This is a genomic window from Prevotella brunnea (genome assembly GCF_008016795.1).
In the GTDB taxonomy this organism is placed as follows: domain Bacteria; phylum Bacteroidota; class Bacteroidia; order Bacteroidales; family Bacteroidaceae; genus Prevotella; species Prevotella brunnea.
Genome location: NZ_SDIK01000018.1, coordinates 72,126 through 91,106, shown reverse-complemented (window position 1 = coordinate 91,106; position 18,981 = coordinate 72,126). Strand labels below are relative to the sequence as shown.

At 42.3% G+C, this 18,981-nt stretch carries 17 protein-coding genes; 9 read left to right on the top strand and 8 right to left on the bottom strand.

Annotated features, from left to right (window positions below):
• Positions 1-590: 590 nt before the first annotated feature.
• From ETF27_RS03045 to ETF27_RS03030, 4 genes are all read left to right on the top strand, one after another.
• Positions 591-1,310, top strand: coding sequence for a Bax inhibitor-1/YccA family protein (locus ETF27_RS03045; RefSeq protein ID WP_130830129.1), 720 nt, complete (start codon positions 591-593; stop codon positions 1,308-1,310).
• A 185-nt stretch (positions 1,311-1,495) separates the two neighbouring features.
• On the top strand, positions 1,496-1,978 hold the full coding sequence (locus ETF27_RS03040; protein WP_130830130.1) for an arginine repressor: 483 nt from the start codon (positions 1,496-1,498) through the stop codon (positions 1,976-1,978).
• On the top strand, positions 1,975-2,184 hold the full coding sequence (locus tag ETF27_RS03035; RefSeq protein WP_130830131.1) for a PspC domain-containing protein: 210 nt from the start codon (positions 1,975-1,977) through the stop codon (positions 2,182-2,184). The genes ETF27_RS03040 and ETF27_RS03035 overlap by 4 nt, the downstream gene beginning before the upstream one ends.
• Before the next feature lie 1,043 nt (positions 2,185-3,227).
• On the top strand, positions 3,228-4,226 hold the full coding sequence (locus ETF27_RS03030; protein WP_317131319.1) for an NAD(P)-dependent alcohol dehydrogenase: 999 nt from the start codon (positions 3,228-3,230) through the stop codon (positions 4,224-4,226).
• A gap of 273 nt (positions 4,227-4,499) precedes the next feature.
• Here ETF27_RS03030 and ETF27_RS03025 read toward each other — a convergent pair whose 3' ends face one another.
• The 3 genes from ETF27_RS03025 to kbl form a co-directional block, all read right to left on the bottom strand.
• The gene (locus ETF27_RS03025; RefSeq protein ID WP_130830133.1) at positions 4,500-5,924 is read right to left on the bottom strand and encodes a hypothetical protein; all 1,425 of its coding nucleotides are present in this window, start codon (positions 5,922-5,924) and stop codon (positions 4,500-4,502) included.
• Positions 5,921-6,391: a T9SS type A sorting domain-containing protein gene (locus ETF27_RS03020; protein WP_130830134.1), complete on the bottom strand. Its 471-nt coding sequence runs from the start codon at positions 6,389-6,391 to the stop codon at positions 5,921-5,923. Before ETF27_RS03020 ends, ETF27_RS03025 begins: the two co-directional genes overlap by 4 nt.
• Positions 6,392-6,788: 397 nt before the next feature.
• Positions 6,789-7,976, bottom strand: coding sequence for a glycine C-acetyltransferase (kbl, locus tag ETF27_RS03015; protein ID WP_147785488.1), 1,188 nt, complete (start codon positions 7,974-7,976; stop codon positions 6,789-6,791).
• 183 nt (positions 7,977-8,159) lie between these two features.
• On the opposite strand from kbl, the gene ETF27_RS03010 reads away from it, so the two are divergent.
• The 5 genes from ETF27_RS03010 (at position 8,160) to ETF27_RS02990 (ending at position 13,616) form a co-directional block, all read left to right on the top strand.
• Positions 8,160-9,113, top strand: coding sequence for an NAD-dependent epimerase/dehydratase family protein (locus ETF27_RS03010; protein ID WP_130830136.1), 954 nt, complete (start codon positions 8,160-8,162; stop codon positions 9,111-9,113).
• Between the two features lie 477 nt (positions 9,114-9,590).
• Entirely contained in the window at positions 9,591-9,944 is a 354-nt protein-coding gene (locus tag ETF27_RS03005; protein WP_147785487.1) for a hypothetical protein, read from the top strand.
• Positions 9,944-10,327, top strand: coding sequence for a DUF1573 domain-containing protein (locus tag ETF27_RS11735; protein WP_147785486.1), 384 nt, complete (start codon positions 9,944-9,946; stop codon positions 10,325-10,327). The genes ETF27_RS03005 and ETF27_RS11735 overlap by 1 nt, the downstream gene beginning before the upstream one ends.
• 21 nt (positions 10,328-10,348) lie before the next feature.
• Entirely contained in the window at positions 10,349-11,077 is a 729-nt protein-coding gene (locus ETF27_RS02995; protein WP_130830138.1) for a GLPGLI family protein, read from the top strand.
• A 4-nt stretch (positions 11,078-11,081) separates the two neighbouring features.
• Positions 11,082-13,616 carry a carboxypeptidase-like regulatory domain-containing protein gene (locus tag ETF27_RS02990; protein WP_147785485.1) on the top strand — a complete coding sequence of 845 codons (2,535 nt, stop codon included), beginning with the start codon at positions 11,082-11,084 and terminating at the stop codon, positions 13,614-13,616.
• A gap of 800 nt (positions 13,617-14,416) precedes the next feature.
• Here the strand turns inward: ETF27_RS02990 and ETF27_RS02985 are convergent.
• From ETF27_RS02985 to ETF27_RS02965, 5 genes are all read right to left on the bottom strand, one after another.
• Positions 14,417-14,932: a 50S ribosomal protein L19 gene (locus ETF27_RS02985; protein WP_147785484.1), complete on the bottom strand. Its 516-nt coding sequence runs from the start codon at positions 14,930-14,932 to the stop codon at positions 14,417-14,419.
• 22 nt (positions 14,933-14,954) lie between these two features.
• Positions 14,955-15,614 carry a NigD1/NigD2 family lipoprotein gene (locus ETF27_RS02980; protein WP_147785483.1) on the bottom strand — a complete coding sequence of 220 codons (660 nt, stop codon included), beginning with the start codon at positions 15,612-15,614 and terminating at the stop codon, positions 14,955-14,957.
• Complete coding sequence (locus ETF27_RS02975) at positions 15,607-16,758, bottom strand: 1-acyl-sn-glycerol-3-phosphate acyltransferase (RefSeq protein WP_147785482.1); 1,152 nt, start codon at positions 16,756-16,758, stop codon at positions 15,607-15,609. Before ETF27_RS02975 ends, ETF27_RS02980 begins: the two co-directional genes overlap by 8 nt.
• 105 nt (positions 16,759-16,863) lie before the next feature.
• Positions 16,864-17,859, bottom strand: coding sequence for a D-alanine--D-alanine ligase (locus ETF27_RS02970; RefSeq protein WP_147785481.1), 996 nt, complete (start codon positions 17,857-17,859; stop codon positions 16,864-16,866).
• A 44-nt stretch (positions 17,860-17,903) separates the two neighbouring features.
• A complete protein-coding gene (locus ETF27_RS02965) occupies positions 17,904-18,980 on the bottom strand; it encodes an RluA family pseudouridine synthase (RefSeq protein ID WP_147785480.1) in 1,077 nt (358 codons plus the stop codon).
• Position 18,981: the final 1 nt, after the last annotated feature.

Genomic DNA, 18,981 nt, shown 5'->3' with positions numbered 1-18,981 from the left:
CTTCATTCAAAGTATCAAGTTTAAACACCTTTCTATATATGTAATATCAACCACCAGGATTTGGATGAAACCAAAAGGGCAGAAGATAAAAAAAAATTGAACGGTTCGTTTCTTTACCCATCCACCGACCAATAAAAAAATATCGGCGGCGGACGCTTCTTCTTGTACTACTTCTCTGTCTATGTAAATCTTTTCAAAGAACGATTTTAATGCCATCGCAAAAACGCCTCGTGGCGTATTTCTTGAAAGCGAGTGCAAAGATAATGCAATAATTCACAACCACCAAATATTTTCAAGGAAAAATTTTAGAAATAAGTAAAATAAAATAAAGAATTGATATAAATCAAGAGATGGAAGAAGATACACCTTATATATAGGTACTTAGGTATTTTACATGAAATCGATTCCTGTCCGGTAAGAAATAAATTAATGTAAAAATCATTATTATATTTGCTAATATCTCTACTTTATTTTATATTTGCATTTAATATGGCATGAGCTTTGCAAGTCATAACCAAGCGCATATTCGCATTTTCAGTCTTATCGACAAGTAAAAAATATGAACAACAAATAAACAAACGATATAAATTATGAAATTCAACGATTATTCAAGAACTATCAACGATCGCGACCGTGATTTAGAGCTTAGTCGCTCTTTTCCCCTATTGATGCGCAAAGTATATACATGGATGACAATGGCACTTGTCATCACCGGCATCATAGCTTACGGCGTAAGTACCTCAAAGTCCATGATGACCATGCTCTACACAAGCATAACGCCGCTCATCATTGCCGCGATAGCAGAGATTGGCATTGTCATCTATCTCTCATCACGCATCCACAAATTATCCCTTGTCGCCGCAACCGGTTGGTTCATCATATTCTCAGCGATCAACGGATTGACCATGGGCTGGATATTTGCCGCATTTACCATTGCTTCCATTGCAAAGACTTTCTTCGTTACGGCAGGCACATTTGGTGCAATGGCACTAATAGGTTCCACAACGAAGAAAGACATGACCAAGATGGGAGGCATTTTACTGATGGCACTGATAGGTTTGATCATTGCGGGAGTGGTGAACCTGTTTTTGCGAAGTTCGATGATGGACTTAATTGTAAGTGGTTTAGGAGTGCTGATTTTTACCGGTCTTACAGCTTGGGATGCTCAAATGATAAAGCGCATGTTAATGAATGCCCCTGACGCAGGAGAGAGCGCACAAAAGATAGCTTTACTTGGTTCGCTAAGCCTATATCTTGATTTCATCAATTTATTCCTCTATTTGCTTCGCTTCTTTGGGAATAGAGAGTAAACAAGACAACCCATTAGTTCCAAATCGGTCATTAGATTATTCAACCCTGTCATTCCGTTGTTTTTCCAATGACCGATTTGCGTAGAAGGTATTTTTATTATTCTCCTATCTTTTAAAGCAAAAGACTTGCATAATAGAAATTTATTGTATAAATTTGCAAAAACAATCGAATAACTATACAAGGAATGAAAGTAAAGACCAGCAGATTGGAAACATTGAAGATGCTCATCTCCAGCATGGAACTCAGTTCGCAAGAAGAGGTTCTTAAAGAGCTGGAGAAAGAGGGTTATAAACTGACTCAAGCCACCCTAAGTCGCGATCTTAAGCAATTGAAAGTTGCCAAAGCCGCATCGATGAATGGGAAATATGTTTATGTATTGCCTAACGAGACAATGTACAAGCGCGTTACGATGCCAAGGAAAGCAACCGACATGCTGCGCAGCAGCGGTTTCGTCTCCATTAATTTTTCCGGACAGCTTGCGGTCATGAAGACCCGACCGGGATATGCCAGTGCTATTGCCTATAATCTCGACAACAGCGACTTGCCGGAAGTTCTCGGTACGATTGCAGGCGACGACACCATTTTCATCGCTACCAAAGAGGGATGTTCTCGCCAAGATGTTATTGATTCATTGTCATATATAATTCCGGAAATAGTAGAATCATGAATTTTGATACTAAACGACGTCTAACTCGTTCTTTCAAAGATACGAAAGTAGCAGGGGTGTGTGGTGGAATCGCAAAATACTTAGATCTCGATTCCACGGCGGTCAGAGCCTTGTATGCAACCCTTACCCTTTTTAGCGGGGCTTTCCCGGGTATTTTGCTCTATGTCATTTTATGGGCAATCATGCCAATTGAAAACGAATATTAGCACTTCCTTTACGCATTCTTGCGATGAGAGCGCGATAAATTCCGATGGTCAGGAAAGGAACCATAAACCCAAATCGGTCGTTAGGATTTCTCGGTGTTATATGGCAGTGAGAAATTCTTTATCTTTTCCCAATGGTGTCCTAATCATCACGAAATTATATTACAAAAACCACGTTCGCAACACGCCTCTTAACCTATTGATAATCAAGATAATATTTATTGCGATTTAAAAGCTTAGCTTTTGCGCTCCAATTCATGACCTTTTGCATTGCAAAAGCTTACCTTTTGGAAAGCAAAAGCTAAGCTTTGGATAGATGAATGAAGAAAATTTAGGACACTCTCGTATAGCCGGGAAGGATTGTCGCGTTTTCAATGCCCCGGCTAAGCAAAGAATATGATTGGCTTTTGTCTTGCCCGGACAGACAGGTAGCGACATGAATTCATTGCGTATGGGTTTTAGTTGGTAAATTGCTGAATAACAAACATCTATAATTGAATATTTCTAATGGTGGTCATTAGAAGAAAGAACCAAAGTGGTTGCTAATGACCAATTTGGGATAAAGTCAGATTTGAGGAATTTTTCGCTTCTCCCAAACAAATTTACACACCAAGAAGATGCTCATCTCCGACTTCTGAAAATAAGTCCAATATCTCGAATCAATTTCATTCAACATTTTCATGCCACAAAGAAATGAATGGAACAAAATGGGATATGCGACTGCCCTCAACGATCACAGTTCACGATGAGCCACCATTTAGTATTCCTCTTTGAAAAGCAGAGATTACATTCACGCATGCTAAGCAAAATAATTATCTTTTTTCTCTTAATAAATTTGGAAGTTAAATTAGGATTCCATATATTTGCGCTGTCACTTTTTATCATTTTTCAACAAAAACAAGCTGATGAATAATGAAATAAAAGCGAGTTGAATAAATTACTATATCTAACAATCACCTAAAACAAAAGTCATTATGAAAGCGTATGCAATGCTTGGCCTCAACAAGGCCGGATGGATTGAGAAGGAAAGACCCGCATGTGGTCCAATGGATGCAATTGTAAAGCCTTTGGCAGTTGCGCCTTGTACATCTGACGTTCACACCGTATGGGAGGGAGCCATTGGCGACCGTAAGGACATGATTCTCGGCCACGAAACTACGGGTGAGGTAGTGGAAGTGGGTTCGATGGTAAAAGATTTCAAACCTGGCGACCGTGTTATCGTTCCTGCAATTACACCAGACTGGAACTCACTCGAAGCACAGAACGGTTTTTCCATGCACTCTGGCGGAATGCTGGCAGGCTGGAAGTTCTCCAACTTCAAGGATGGTGTCTTTGCAGAGTATTTCCACGTTAATGATGCCGACGGTAACTTGGCACTCATTCCTGAAGGCATGGATCCGGTTGCTGCAACAATGCTCTCCGACATGGTTCCTACTGGCTTCCATGGGGTTGAACTCGCAGACGTGAAATTTGGTGACGAAGTGCTTGTTATTGGTATCGGTCCTGTTGGTTTGATGGCAGTTGCCGGAACAGCCCTCAGAGGTGCATCCAACATCTATGCCGTAGGTAGCCGACCTGTTTGTGCAGCTGCTGCAAAGGCTTACGGTGCAACAGAAATCATCGACTACCACAATGGTCCTATTGCCCAACAAGTTATGGAACGCACCAACGGTAAGGGCGTTGACCGCGTTGTTATCGCCGGTGGTACTGTTGATACATTTGCAGAGGCAGTCGCTGTATTGAAGCCGGGCGGTGTCATCGGTAATGTGAACTACCTTGGCAGCGGTGAGTTTGTAAAGATTCCACGCGTTGAATGGGGTGTAGGTATGGGGCACAAGACCATCAGAGGCGGTTTGATGCCCGGTGGAAGACTACGTATGGAGAAATTGGCAAAGCTCGTTACTTCAGGACGCCTTGATCTTAAGCACCTCATTACCCACCGTTTCAACGGTTTCGAGCACATGGAAGAGGCCCTCTTGCTGATGAAGGATAAACCAAGGGATTTGATTAAGCCAGTAGTTGTTCTCGCAGAAGATCTCTATTAAGGATTAATCAGTGGACGACTGCTGTTCGTCAGCAACGCTCAACCTATACGATAAGCAATGGCAAGCACAGTGTAGTTACTACACATGCTTGCCATTTTTCTGTTGGTGGGAAACCGGCTGACATTTTTCTGTTCAGAACCGTCATGGGCAAGAGACAAGAAAGTAAGCAATCATTAGGCTATGCTCATGCCGAACATCGCAAAACAACCCTTATATGAAACCAAACATATAAGGGTTGTTCTAGTACGTTACAAGGTAGTCGATAACGGAAACTTACGGTTTTACTTCATTGGGCATAAAGGATACAGAGAACCAACCATATTGGTAAAGATCGTTGATATCGAATTGTGCCATCACATCGTTTTTAAAATCTACATAAGTTGGCAACACACTGGCATCAGGTCTATACTCATACCCCTTATTAGTAAGCATATCCGTAAGGTAAGGAGAGCGAATGACAAGTTTGTCGAACGTAACTACAATAACAGCGGCATATTTTCCTCCATCTTCTATCAATATAATTTTCGGAAAATCATCCGATGTAGTGTTAATTACCTTTCCCATCTCATTAGGTTCCTCACTCTTAAAATAAGGCAGTTTACGATATTCCACCATTATCTCATCAATGGTTTTCTTTCCAAACTCAATGATGGGCATTGGGAAATCAACCGTCAATGGTGGAACCTGACCATCCAAATCATTGTAAGCATAGTGCATTTGCGGAGTGAAAGTAGCTGCTCCCTCTGGTTTTGTCATAAGAACATAGCATGCCGATTTCAGCTTATCGCTATAGTAAATAACATCCTTGTCCGAATTCGTCAATCCGGTATATCTGTACCCCATCGTTTTGAGATATGCCGTAACTTCGGCAGGTGTAGGGATATTGTTTTTGTCCACGAGAATGGATGCCTCTTCCAGTTTTGATTTTGTTTTTACGTCAAACCAGTATTTTACGGCTATCCATTTCGGGTCTCCGGTATTGTAAACATATACCCCTTTATCAATCTTCGAAAGTGTGGTATTCAACTCATGCTTCATGCGTTTTTCAAAAAGTTGCATAAGTTCCACTGTGGCATATCTTCCATAATATGGCATCCATGTTGAAGTTTTCGGATCACTTAAAGTGGAGATACGTGTCCACGATGTAGATGACTCATCGTAAGGTCCATAATAATATTCAGCGGCACCATCTTCAATATTGACGAAGATCACCGTTTTAGCCTCATTGTTCAGATATACTTTCACATCTGAATTTTTCGATGCGTCAGGCTGCTCCGCAAATCCCTTAGAAGTAATAAAGCTCTCAAAGTCATTAACCTTTCCTTCTGGCAATTTACATTTGGAATATTTATACGTCCCCATATCATCGAAATTGTACACCCAGTTATAGGTTACTCCATTAACAATTTTAGAGAGATTGAGCTGCGTTGCCCCATTCTTTGTTACCGAGAAGCCATTGTTCTGTGCCGAGTTGAAGAGTTCATCGAGAGAAGCACCGAATTCGGCACTGGGCATCTCAAAACTATTCTGACTACCGGAAGTATTGCCATCACCAAAGAAGACCAAACTATCTATGTCTGCGGCATTGAAAACTTGTTTTTCTCCATTCTTATAAATATATACACCTTGAGCAGAAGCACATACCGCGGAGAGCAGAAAAACAAAAGTGAAAGCGAAAGAATTGATTATTTTTTTCATTTCTTGATAAATTTAGATGAGTAACGATTGGTTTTTACGATATAAATTCCTTTCTGGAAATTGTCGAGACGAATGGTAAGTCCACCCACATTGTCGGTCTGATAGCTATAACATAGTTTTCCCGACGTATCGAAAACACGTACCGATTCGCCTGCTTTAAATCCTGAAAGATGCATAGCATTGCCATAAAATCGCACGGTTTCGTTGGTAGAGTCAGCCACCTTTTGTTCTATGCTCGTTGGATCATCAAAGGTAATCTTTTTGACTTCTCCCGCGTTATAAACAATTTCCGATTTGGTTGTGGTAATTTTTACTTCCTCACTTCCCGGAATAACTTTTGGATGCTCCGCGAGACTGTACGTAACAGTTTCGCCCGATGTCAGCCACACAATAATATTGGTGACTTTTGCTTGCGTACTCAACGACAAAAGAAGAGTGAGCAAGAGAATAGGTACTTTTCTTGTCATAAGTTATAATTTAAGTGTTATTATAATAAAAACATTAAATATCGATGCAAATATACGTATAAAATCTAAAAACAAAAACTATTATTGAGATTTTTTCACAACAAGTAGTATCTAAAATCAATTGCCACAATATTTTCGTTTGTCTTTCAGTCATTCTTTTGGTTTGAAAAGGGAGTGTAGCGAGCTATTCAATCGATAAAAGACGGAAGAATGATAAAAAGAAAACGAGAAGATAGTAGCAGAGTAATATAAAAAACCAAGAAGGTATATACGTTTAATTTTGAGCACCTACTTAAATCGATAGATTATAATCGAGAGAAGGCATCCAAAAAGAAACCGCCCCATCCCCGATATTGGGGATAGAGCGGCATGAATATACATTTTATAACAATTCTGCTTACTTCAAAACGCCAAGTTCCTTGCCCACCTTGATAAAGGCAGCGATTGCCTTATCAAGTTGTTCACGTGTATGACCGGCAGAAAGCTGCACACGGATGCGAGCCTGCTCCTTCGGTACTACCGGATAGTAGAAACCGGTAACGTAAATGCCTTCTTCGAGCATCTTGGAAGCATAAACCTGAGACAACTTGGCATCATAGAGCATCACCGCGCAAATGGCACTCTGGGTTGGCTTGATATCGAAGCCGGCTGCCATCATCTTGTCGCGGAAGTAATTCACGTTCTCCACCAACTTATCGTGCAATTCATTGCTTTCCTTCAGCATCTTGAACACCTCGAGGCTGGCACCGATAATGCTTGGCGCCAAAGAGTTAGAGAAGAGATAAGGACGACTGCGCTGACGCAAGAGATCGATAATTTCCTTACGACCCGTGGTGAAACCTCCCAATGCGCCACCAAAGGCTTTACCCAGTGTGCCGGTATAAATATCAATGCGATCGTAAGTGTTGCAGAGTTCGCTCACACCGTGTCCGGTAGCACCGACCACACCGGCAGAGTGCGACTCATCAACCATTACGAGTGCGTCGTATTTCTCGGCGAGGTCGCAAATCTTATCCATCGGGGCAACATTGCCATCCATTGAGAACACACCGTCGGTAACGATGATGCGGAATCGCTGTGCCTGTGCTTCTTTGAGACATTTTTCCAAATCAGCCATATCGGCATTGGCATAACGATAACGCTTAGCCTTACAAAGGCGAACACCATCAATGATTGAAGCGTGGTTAAGAGAGTCGGAGATGATTGCGTCCTGATCGGTCAATAAAGGTTCAAAAACACCGCCATTGGCATCGAAACAAGCCGCGTAGAGGATAGTGTCTTCCGTTTTGAAGTAATCGGAAATAGCAGCTTCCAATTGCTTGTGAATATCCTGTGTACCGCAGATGAAGCGTACTGACGACATACCAAAGCCGCGAGCGTCCATCATTTTCTTGGAGCCTTCAATCAGGCGTGGGTGATTTGACAAACCGAGATAGTTGTTTGCGCAGAAATTAAGTACTTCTTTGCCTTTCACGGTAATGGCAGCCTGTTGAGGACTTTCAATAATGCGTTCTTCCTTGTAGAGACCTGCTTCTTTGATTTCTGCGAGGGTATCGCAGAGATGTTGTTTCATTTTACCATACATAACACTAGATTTTAAAATTTACAACTGCAAAGTAAGTCATATTTTTTGAGAAAATAGACGGTTACAGAGGTATTTTTCATCGGAACGGCTAATTTTATACAACATTAATACTTTTATTTTATAAACTAATCGAAAAAGTGTTTAACTTTGCGCCAACGTAATCCAAATCAGTAAAATAATAATATGAAAAATGTATTGGTAATCGGTTCTACCGGTCAAATCGGGTCTGAACTGACAAGAGAGTTAAGAAAGCGTTACGGAAACGAGCACGTTGTGGCAGGCTATATCAAAGGCGCAGAGCCCACAGGCGAACTCAAGGAAAGCGGTCCTTTCGCTGAATGCGACGTTACCAACCCGGAGATGCTCAACGAAGCTGTAAAAAAGCACAACATCGACACCATCTATAACCTCGCGGCACTCCTCTCCGTAGTTGCGGAAGGCAAGCCCCGATTGGCATGGAAAATCGGTATTGACGGGCTTTGGAACGTTTTGGAGGTGGCGCGCGAAAATAACTGCGCCGTATTTACGCCAAGTTCCATCGGCTCTTTCGGTCCGAACTCTCCCCACGACATGACACCACAGGATACCATTCAGCGTCCCATCACCATCTACGGCGTATCAAAAGTTACCACCGAGCTGTTGAGCGACTACTACCGCAAGAAGTATGGCGTGGACACACGTTCGGTACGTTTCCCGGGCTTGATTTCCTACGTAACGCCTCCCGGTGGTGGCACAACCGATTACGCTGTGGATATCTACTACTCTGCCGTGAAAGGCGAAAAGTTCGTCTGCCCCATCGCGAAAGGCACTTTCATGGACATGATGTACATGCCCGACGCATTGCATGCAGCTATCTCGCTGATGGAAGCCGACCCGTCGAAGCTCGTTCACTACAATGGTTTTAACATCGCATCCATGAGTTTTGAGCCGGAAATGATTTACAACGAAATCAAAAAGCACAAGCCAAACTTTGAAATGGTTTACGAGGTGAACCCGCTGTTGCAGAACAACGCTGACAGCTGGCCCAACAGCCTCGACGACTCTTGTGCCCGTGCAGAATGGGGATGGAAACCTCAGTACGACCTCAAGAGCATGACCGTGGATATGCTTGAGCAACTCAGCAAGAAACTTCTGTAATTTATCCACCATTACAGGCTCAACCATAGTGGCTCGAAAGCAACCTGCCTTCGAGTCGCTTTTTGTATCCTCACTCTCAAAAAGTTGAGGATAGTGGAAATGAAACATATTGGCGAACAAGGAAATTCCAATCAGTCGTTAAGAAATAATATAATAAGATTTCACACGATAGGAATCATTGTCCACGCGCTTAGATATCACGTCATAATACCCAAGCTTTTGGAAATCACATTGTAAGTAATTTATAATCAATGGTTATCGTATTCATATTTTCATTCTATTGATATGCCTGTCGGCACATTGCCAGCCTTTGATGTGCGTAATATTCTTATAAAGAGCTTACATTAGTCAATTAGGACGTGTGCTAAAAAATCATTTAGAACACTATCAATGTTAAAAGTGTTAAAATATTTTTTGTTTACTATGTTTTACAATATTTTTGCATAACATTTAAATACAAATTTTAATATTTCTCTTATGAAAAAATCTATTTTATTATTTTTATGCTTATTTACTTTTAGTATAGCATCTAACGCTGCCGAGGAAGTTTCAACAAGATTCGTTGATGAAGTTATTTACAATTTTGAATTGGGAGATATCACCGAACTATCCTCAATAGAGCTTGATGAAAAATGTAAATCTGTAATTGAAAACACTATAGCCCAAGTGCCTGAACAAGAAAAAAATGTTTCTTGCACAATAAGCGTCAAAGTTTCTATACATTTCGTAGAAGTTACGATTAGCGTAACAGCTAAAGATTGTCAAAAAGCCCTAAAAGAGGTTCTAAAATCAATTAAAGCCGCAGAAAAAGAGTTAAGAAAAGCGCTCTAATGAATAGAAGAATTATCTTTTTCATAATGGTTTTGAAATCTTGTATAGTGCTATCTAGTCCTGTCATTCAAGTAAGGACAAGCCATTACGATTTCAAGACCATTTATGAAAACACTAATGCAATTGTGTCGTTCAAAATAAAAAACATTGGCAGCGATACACTCATAATTTCAAAAATTTATACCACCTGTTCTTGTACAACCTATAAATGCAATAATAATACCATTGCCCCAAACCAAGAAATCAATTTGGTAATACGGTATCATGCAGTTTTTTTAGGGGCGTTTAAAGAGAGTATTATAATTTGTAGTAATGCCTCCCAAAAACCTCTTTTTTTAAAAATAAGAGGAAAAGTAAAAAAAAGAAAAGAAACAACTCTTTAAACACATAACTATGGAAATGAAATGACTAAAATTCTTTTTTTTAATATATTATTTATCTATAGTTTCCCACTTTTCGCGCAGAATTATCAAGCAGAATATTCCGAATTCGGAACTTTTAATCATGGTCATGCCACCTTATTATTCAATAAGGACGCGTGGTTCTATGATATGTTCTACCAGGAAGAGATGGAAATAAGCTCAGATGACATTTATATATCGGACGAAGAAGCCGAAGACAAATTAGACATCAGACGCTTCAACTATTACTCTCTCGACAAGAAATATTTTCTTTGGGAAGAAAGCGATATCTCGGAGAAGTGCGTTATCAAAGGCGACTTGGATCCCTTGAACTGGATCATTTTCAACGACAGCACCAAAACCATAGGTGGATACCACTGCATGTTGGCACAATGCGATTTGTGCGGCTGGAACATAAAAGCATGGTTCACGCCGGAAATTCCCGTTGGATGCGGTCCGTGGCGACTATGGGGACTACCGGGATTGATTGTTTCCGCCTTTTCCTCCGACGGTGAGATTGACATACAAATGACTTCGATGAAACAAACCGCTGAATTGCCACAAGAACCCGACCTAAAGAAAAGAAAGGTGATAAGCAAAGAGGTTTATCGGAAGCGTTTGGAGGCCAATGCTGCGAAGTTGGCAAGAGCCTTCAACAGCCAACAGGACAGTCGTGAGGCTTCCACATCTTACGAGGTTAAGACCAACAACACAGATAAATGCCTGAGATAAATTGATGAAAACCGCTTGGCGTCTTCTGTTATTCATACTGCTCTCCCTATCGGCAACATCTTCGTTGAAAGCCCAAACCACCGGCTATGTAAGAAATGAAGATGGAAAATCCGTTGCACATGCCTATGTTCTTGTTTACGATAAGGGCAACAAATTGTTATCTTTCGCGACAACTGACAACAACGGATTTTTCGCTTTGGGCAAAGCGATAATAAAACCGGGCAGACGCATCGTGATAAGATGTTTAGGTTACCGAGAAGAGCAAATCAAGACAGACAAAGCCACCAGCACACCGTTCCATGTTATTTTGCGAAGAGAGGAGATAGGGTTGAAAGAAGTGGTGGTGAGTGCCAAGCCCATTCGGGAATACAACGACACAACACAATTTTTGGTGAGTGCTTTCACCGATGGCATGGAAAAGAACGTGGAGGAAATGCTGAAAAAACTTCCCGGCATAGAGGTGGACAACAACGGAGACATAGCCTACAGGGGAAAACACATCAGCAAAATCACACTTGACCACGCCGATATGTTCGGAACAAACTATAAGACTGCAAGCAAGACCATTCCCGCTAAGTTCATAGGAACAGTGGAAGTGATAAAAAACTATCAAGAAAACAGACAATTGAAAGACGTGCAACGCTCCAACGACATGATACTAAATTTATCTTTGAAATCGGACATGCGGTTGCAAAAGCCTGTTGGACAAATGGAAATGGGAGGTGGATATAGACATCGTTACAACGAGGTGGGCAACCTGTTACTGATGAACAAAAAATTCAAGTTATACGACGCAATGGGCTTCTCGAACATCAGGTCCTCTCAGTTCGCCTCCTTTGAGGACCTGATACGACTGCACTCCGCGGAGATTGTTGGCGACCACCTGTACAACTTCGCCCATCGCGACAACATCGATTATGCGGAGCAGAAATCGGAATACAACAGCCTCAACATGGTTTGGCAACCTAAAAAGGCACTGACAATCAGCAGCCAATTCAATGTGGAGAAGAATCGTTATCAGACGGAAAGTCGGGAAGAGACCTCATATTTCAATAACGCTGTAAAGATAGACATTTACACTTTTCTAAAGAACAGTCCCATATGGCTAAACAACAACTTTCAGATAAAATACGACCTGTGCCCGACCACGACCCTAACCTTACTGGGAAAGATTGTCCATGCCAACAAGAAAGTGAACAACAAGTTTACGGAAGACATGTCTTCAGCCTTTGCGACACAAACAAAAGCCACCTACGTGGAAGGAAAGATAAATCTATCTCACGCTTTCAAAAACAAGGCGGCCGTTATCATCAGCAACACTACCATGGGTAATCGCGACAACCAGTCGTTTGGCTTCAATAACTCCATATACGACATCTGTCAAAATTTCAATCATCAGGACGTTCTTAACCTTTTTTCCATACAGTATTACAAGAAAGAAAGGGGATGGGCGTGGAATGTGGAAACGGGACAGAACTACAGAAAAGAACGCGCAACGCTTACCCACGATTCTTTCGACAATCAGGTAAAATACAACGAACATTTATTATTTACCAAGGGCGATATTACTTTTCATCTTGGAAAATCAAGAATAGAACTTAAAACCCTCTTGGGATATTGGCAACAAAAACTCATCGACACATCAGGCAAGAACACAAAATCGGAAAGAATGAGAATAGAGCCCGAACTGTTGTTCGAGGGGGACTGGGGAAGGCATTACCTCTCTCTATCATGCGACTACACGCAAGGGAAGATAATGCCGACAGAATATCTCGGACGATATACCGACTATCGCGAATACACAGAGCCGGCATCATTCGTAAACGATCATACGGGAGATTTTCACATCAATTCTCTTTACAGATATTCTCCGTCAGTAAGAACTTCAATATTAGCCATTTACAATTACAGTCTGTCGCAAAACAATTGGGTGGATGCCATCCGTATCACGGAGAACATGGATTATATCTTGCCCACAGAAGTAAAAAACAACAGAACACATTTCGGAAATCTGTCGGTAAGTCATTACATCGATACCATCCGACAAGGTTTCAAGCTCTCCGCAAGCATCAATAAAAATTCTTTTCAGACTGAATATGAGGATAATGGATCGCGGAACGTAAATTCCGTTTCCGTCCATTCCACGCTTTCGCTGCGCTCTGCCTTCTCCGGTTGGTTCAATTATGTTATGGGTGCGCGCTATACCTTCAGCTCTGTCTCCGGCATCGGCAGTAAACCTTCACGAACACGTGATTATTCGTTTTACCAAGACCTGATTGGATCTTTCGGAAAGAACTTAAAAGTGAAATTTACATTCGATGAGCACTTTTTGGGACGCAATCACACGTTCTATTTATTCGTAAGACCTTACTTGAGCTACGGATTACCGAAGAAGGACATCACTTTGACGCTCACGACTTACAACATTTTCAACAACAAAAACATCAGAGAGTACAACGTTACTGCCATTTCGTCATCGGAATATTATTATAAGATAGTACCCACATACTGCCTTCTCAGCGTTAGTTTCAGGTATTGAACCAATCGTCTGAACCATTCTCAAGCTGTCTCGTGCCTCTTGTCTCACGAAAAAATAAAAAAATTGGGCAGAAGGTAAATGTTATTCATAAAAGGCATTTACCCTCCTACTTTTCACATTTACCAACCTCCCACACCACCGTACGTATCGTTCGACATACGGCGGTTTCATGCTTTTACACCTCACGGTGTGTGGCAAGCTTTTTTCAGCCATCCCTTCAGATTTCACCTCATGATGAACACCCTTTCCCTTGGCTATGTAATTCCCGCTATTGGGACTTACTCGGGGCTTGCACCCATTAAACAATGCTCATGCCGAGCGTACAAAACGTCTCTATAGAGATGCTGACAACGTCTCTATAGAGGCGTAACATACATCTCTATAGAGGCGTAACATACCTCTCTATAGAGGCGTTGAGCATCAATAGTGTCCTAAATATTTTTTTGTATGGCAGACGGTTGATAGCGAACATTCGACTTGCCCGGCACCATAAAATTACATTACAAAAACCGTATTGGAGACACATTTTGTAATCTATTGATAATCAGAATGATATTAATTGAGATTTAAAAGCTTAGCTTTTGTATTCCAATTCATGACCTTTTGCATTGTAAAAGGTAAGCTTTTAAAACGCAAAAGGTAAGCTTTGATGGATAGAATAAGAAATATTTAGGACATTATTGGTTGAGCACGGCTCCATAGAGGCGAACGATTGGGTTATTCACCGTAAAACAGAACGGAGGTGCTTCCTATGCAGACTTGCTCGAATTTATGCTCCCTAAGTTTCGACAGAGCCCTTTTCACTTCGTTGTTATTACAACCATTGACTTTCGTTCCGGACTGACAGTTCCTTTGTGGATAAGCAACTCCATTTTTTTAATTTTCTTTCGGTGTAGGGATTTTGACAAGGCTGTGGCAAAATATTCAGGAAAATACAAGGCATCAATAATTGTTATTCGCTTCCTTGGTTTTCGACGCTTACCATCTATCATCAATTCCAATTCTGCCAAAGAGTTTGTCGTTATTAGAATTATCCCGGAAGTATTAGGCTTACACAAAATAACTTTCTCTGCCGCTGCTTTATCAACAACTATAATTGTGTCGATGGCATAGCTATTAAGGCAATCCAAACGCCGAGCTACAATCTGCTTTGCGGAATCTGACAACATCTCGGTTTGGGAAACCTGCAGTATAGAGTCATTGACTGCCATTCCGTCTATTACAACAAGAGGATTATCTGAGTGTTCCTGCGTTTGCGCGAGCATGTTCAGTTGAACAAATGCCAAAGCAATGACCAATAATAGTTTTTCCCTCATGGCAATGTTTTTGTTCTTTCAATCAGTACAACTCGAATGACTTTACCACCACTCCTTCATAAGTGTGGAGCAACAGCTGAAGCCTCGCCCCCTTATGGAAAGCAGAAGTGGGAATACTGGCATAAAAATGTGTGGAATAGTATTGCGGAACCTGATTCTGTTGATGCCGGAATCGAAGGTAATAGGTCTTTGTCGCATCACCATCGGTGACGATGGAGTCGCAAACGACACCGACGGAATGGCGTTGTGTCTCATCAGACGTCGGACCGGTCTTGAGCATCAGCCCGAGATTCAGGTATTTTCCGTTTTTGCTCAGCCACGCACTTTTGAAAATAACCGGGTCGTCGCCGGTAGAATCATCGTCAGAGGGTGTTGAGGGCTTCAACACCGGTACCCAAGAAATGGCCACGGGCTCATTCACCTCTCCTTTCTTATTATAATATAGCTGGGCACGATAAACCGAATCGGGAGTGGTCGCCCAACTTGCGCTCAGAGGAACGGAAAGATTCACGATTTCGTCGTCATCCGTCACGGCCGATACAAACTTCGCCGAGGCATCGGTCTTGGCCTCAACAAAGTCTGAACGCAGATAGGAAAAATCGGAATCGCCTGTCTCAAATGCATCATTTGTACAAGCTGCCATTCCCAATACGGACAAAAACAACAGGAACTTCCTAATCATTGGCTTTCAGATAGTTTATCGCAGGATTGGCATACATGGTCAGAATACGGCTGCGGAGGAAGCACTCGTCTTTGTTTGGCAAAACGATTTTGGCAATCTGGCCATCCAGATACTTCTCGAACGCGACCTTTTCCTCTGCTGAATATCTATCGGCAAATTCTGTTTTCCCATTCAACAGGTCGAGAGCCACGTAATTATTGGCATAAAGGTGATAGCGCTTGTGTATTTCTTGATCAATATGTCTCGCCACGACCTTGTAAAAATCTGCTTTGGACAAGTCAGCATCCAAAGACGATAAATAATCATCAATACATTCAGCGGCATGATAATGCACATGTCCCTTATACCCTTTGATACCGGTTAGCATGCTGACAACATCGTCTTGCGGAGCTTTCGTGAAGTCGGGATTATCGCGTCGCTGTTGAAATTCTTTCGCTTTCAAGAAATCGCAGGGATCATACTCGTATGATATGGAGAGTGGTACGATGTGCAAGGCTTTCAATCGCTCCATTACAGTACCTTCACCTCCCATAGTCATCATTTTGAGTACGGCTTCTGCCGTGCGGTCGTCAGAGTCTTTGGCACGCCCTTCTCGCTGTGCAATCCAAATATTCTCCTGCTTGTCGTTTATGGCAAAGTGCATGTATTCGGAGAGGGTCTTGCTGGCTTGCAACATCTGACGAAGTGGCAGATTTCTCAGAACGATAAAACTCTTATTCAGTCGAACTATGTCTTTTATCCAAGGGTATTTCAGTAAATTGTCGCCGATGGCTATTTCGCAAGTTGTCTTGAAACGATTATCAATGAGCAGAACATCGAGCAACGCCGAATCAAGCACAATATCCCTGTGATTGCTCATGAAAGTGTAGTTGGCATCGGGCTGAAGCCGTGGAGCTTCCATCTCAAAGCCATTGCCCGACTTCTTCATAACGTCTTGGACAATACCGTAAATAAACATCTTCTGAAATTCGAGCAATGTCTTACAAGACAACAGCTGTTGTCTCAATCGTTCAAAGGGATGAGTAGGGAAGACTTTCTTCAAGACCTCCAAAAACTGTGGATCGACGAGCAATCGCTCATAGACCCGTGGCAATTCCTCCGGGATAAACGGACGGATGTTGTTGAATTTTTCCGGTATTATCATAGCGAAGCATTTTTATGAAAGGCGAATAAGGAACGAGAGCTTACTATCAGTTGCATATTGGCATTCTGCTCATCATTCGCACCATTATTTGTCTTCTCTCTTATTTTAGAATTGATTTTCCACTATTTCCGTCAGAACTTCTTTAATATCCAGTCCTGCCGCACGCACTTGTTGAGGAATAAAACTCGTTGCAGTCATGCCCGGCGTCGTGTTCACCTCGAGCATGTTTACCACATCCTTTCCCTCCTTATTCTTCGTGATGATGTAATCGATACGAATAATTCCATTGGCATGGAGTATGTCGTAAATCCGACTGGTCTGAGCTGCCACCTCTTTGGCGGTTTCGGGTGAGATGCGAGCAGGTGTTATCTCGTCCACCTCACCATTGTATTTGGCATTGTAATCGAAGAACTCATTACTTGTAACCACCTCGGTGGCAGGGAACACAACAGATTTTTCCTTTGTTTTGTAAACACCTTGTGAGAGTTCCACGCCATCGAGGAAGCCTTCGATCATCACTTCATCACTTTCCATGAAAGCCACGCGCAGTGCCGGTGCTATCTGGTCGGCATTCTTCACCTTTGAGACCCCAAAACTGCTTCCGTCTGCCGCAGGCTTCACGAAACAAGGCATGCCCAAACGCTTCTCAATCTCTTTCACGTCGCAAGCATCGCCACGGCGAAGCAAGACACTATCGGGCACTCGGATGCCAAACGTACTGAGATAGCGATTCAGAACATACTTATCGAAAGTCAGAGCCTCAACCAATACCCCACAAGTAGAATAAGGCAGATGAATAAGTTCGAAGTACCCTTGCATCACTCCGTTCTCTCCGGGTTGCCCGTGGATGGTGATATAAGCGTAATCAAACAAAACAAGTTTGCCGTTCTCTCTGAAAGAGAAGTCATTTTTATCAATTGGCGCCGTTGTTCCATCGTCTAAGTTCACATGCCAATCGGTTCCTTTGACATCTACAATATAAATATTGTATCTCTCCTTATCAAAGAAAGAGTACAATCCTTGCGCCGAACGCATGGAAACATCATGCTCAGAAGAATCTCCGCCACAAACAATAGCAATGGTTCGTTTCGTATTATTCATTGTGTCGTTAATAATTTATCATCCTTATTTTATCTCACTGCAATTTACCGAAGCTCATTTCTGCCCCCGATATAGTTCCTCCATTTCTCTATCACCATGGCAAGGTCGGTGGGAAGTTCACTGGTGAAATCCATCTGCTTGCCCGAATGCGGATGAACAAAGCCCAACGTGCGAGCATGAAGTGCCTGCCGATTGCAAATCATCAGACAATTCCGTATAAAAGCTTTATAGCTGGCTGTACGTTGTCCGCGAATAATTTCCATACCACCATATTTCTCATCGCCAAAGAGTGGGTGTCCGATGTGCTTCATGTGCGCTCGAATCTGATGGGTACGCCCCGTTTCAAGAACACATTCCACAAGTGTTGTATATCCGAAACGTTCCAAAACCCTATAATGCGTTACCGCAGGCTTTCCTATATCAGAATCGGATGGAAAGACGGTCATTCGCAAACGATCCTTAGGGTCTCGTGCAATGTTCCCCTCTATTCTGCCTTCGTTCTCCTTGAAATTACCCCACACCAACGCGTTGTAACTGCGATGAGTGGTTTTATTGAAGAACTGCTTGCCAAGAGCCGTCTTTGCATCGGGCACTTTGGCTATCACGAGCAGCCCACTTGTATCTTTATCTATTCGATGAACAAGTCCCACCTCCGGATCGTTGGGGTCGAAACCGACAAGATCTTTCAAATGCCAAGCCACCGCATTGATAAGCGTTCCGTGAAAGTTTCCGGCTCCGGGATGAACCACCAGTCCGGCAGGTTTATTTATCACCATGAGCCAGCTATCCTCATAGACGATATCGAGTGGAATATCCTCCGGCTCTATGGTATTATCATGCTTTGGGCGGTCGAGCATCAATGTGATAACATCATCGGGGCGCACCTTATAGTTGCTCTTTACGGGGCTTCCGTTCACATGAATACAGCCTGCTTCTGCAGCCTTCTGTATGCGATTGCGACTGGAGTGCTGCATCCGTTCAAAGAGATACTTATCAATTCGCACAGTTTCCTGCCCTTTATCGACAACCACCCGGAAGTGCTCGTAGAGTTCTTTGTTGCCCGAAAAGCCATCTTCCACTTGCTGAAAATCATCCTCCAAAAAGTCTTCTTCGTCAATCATA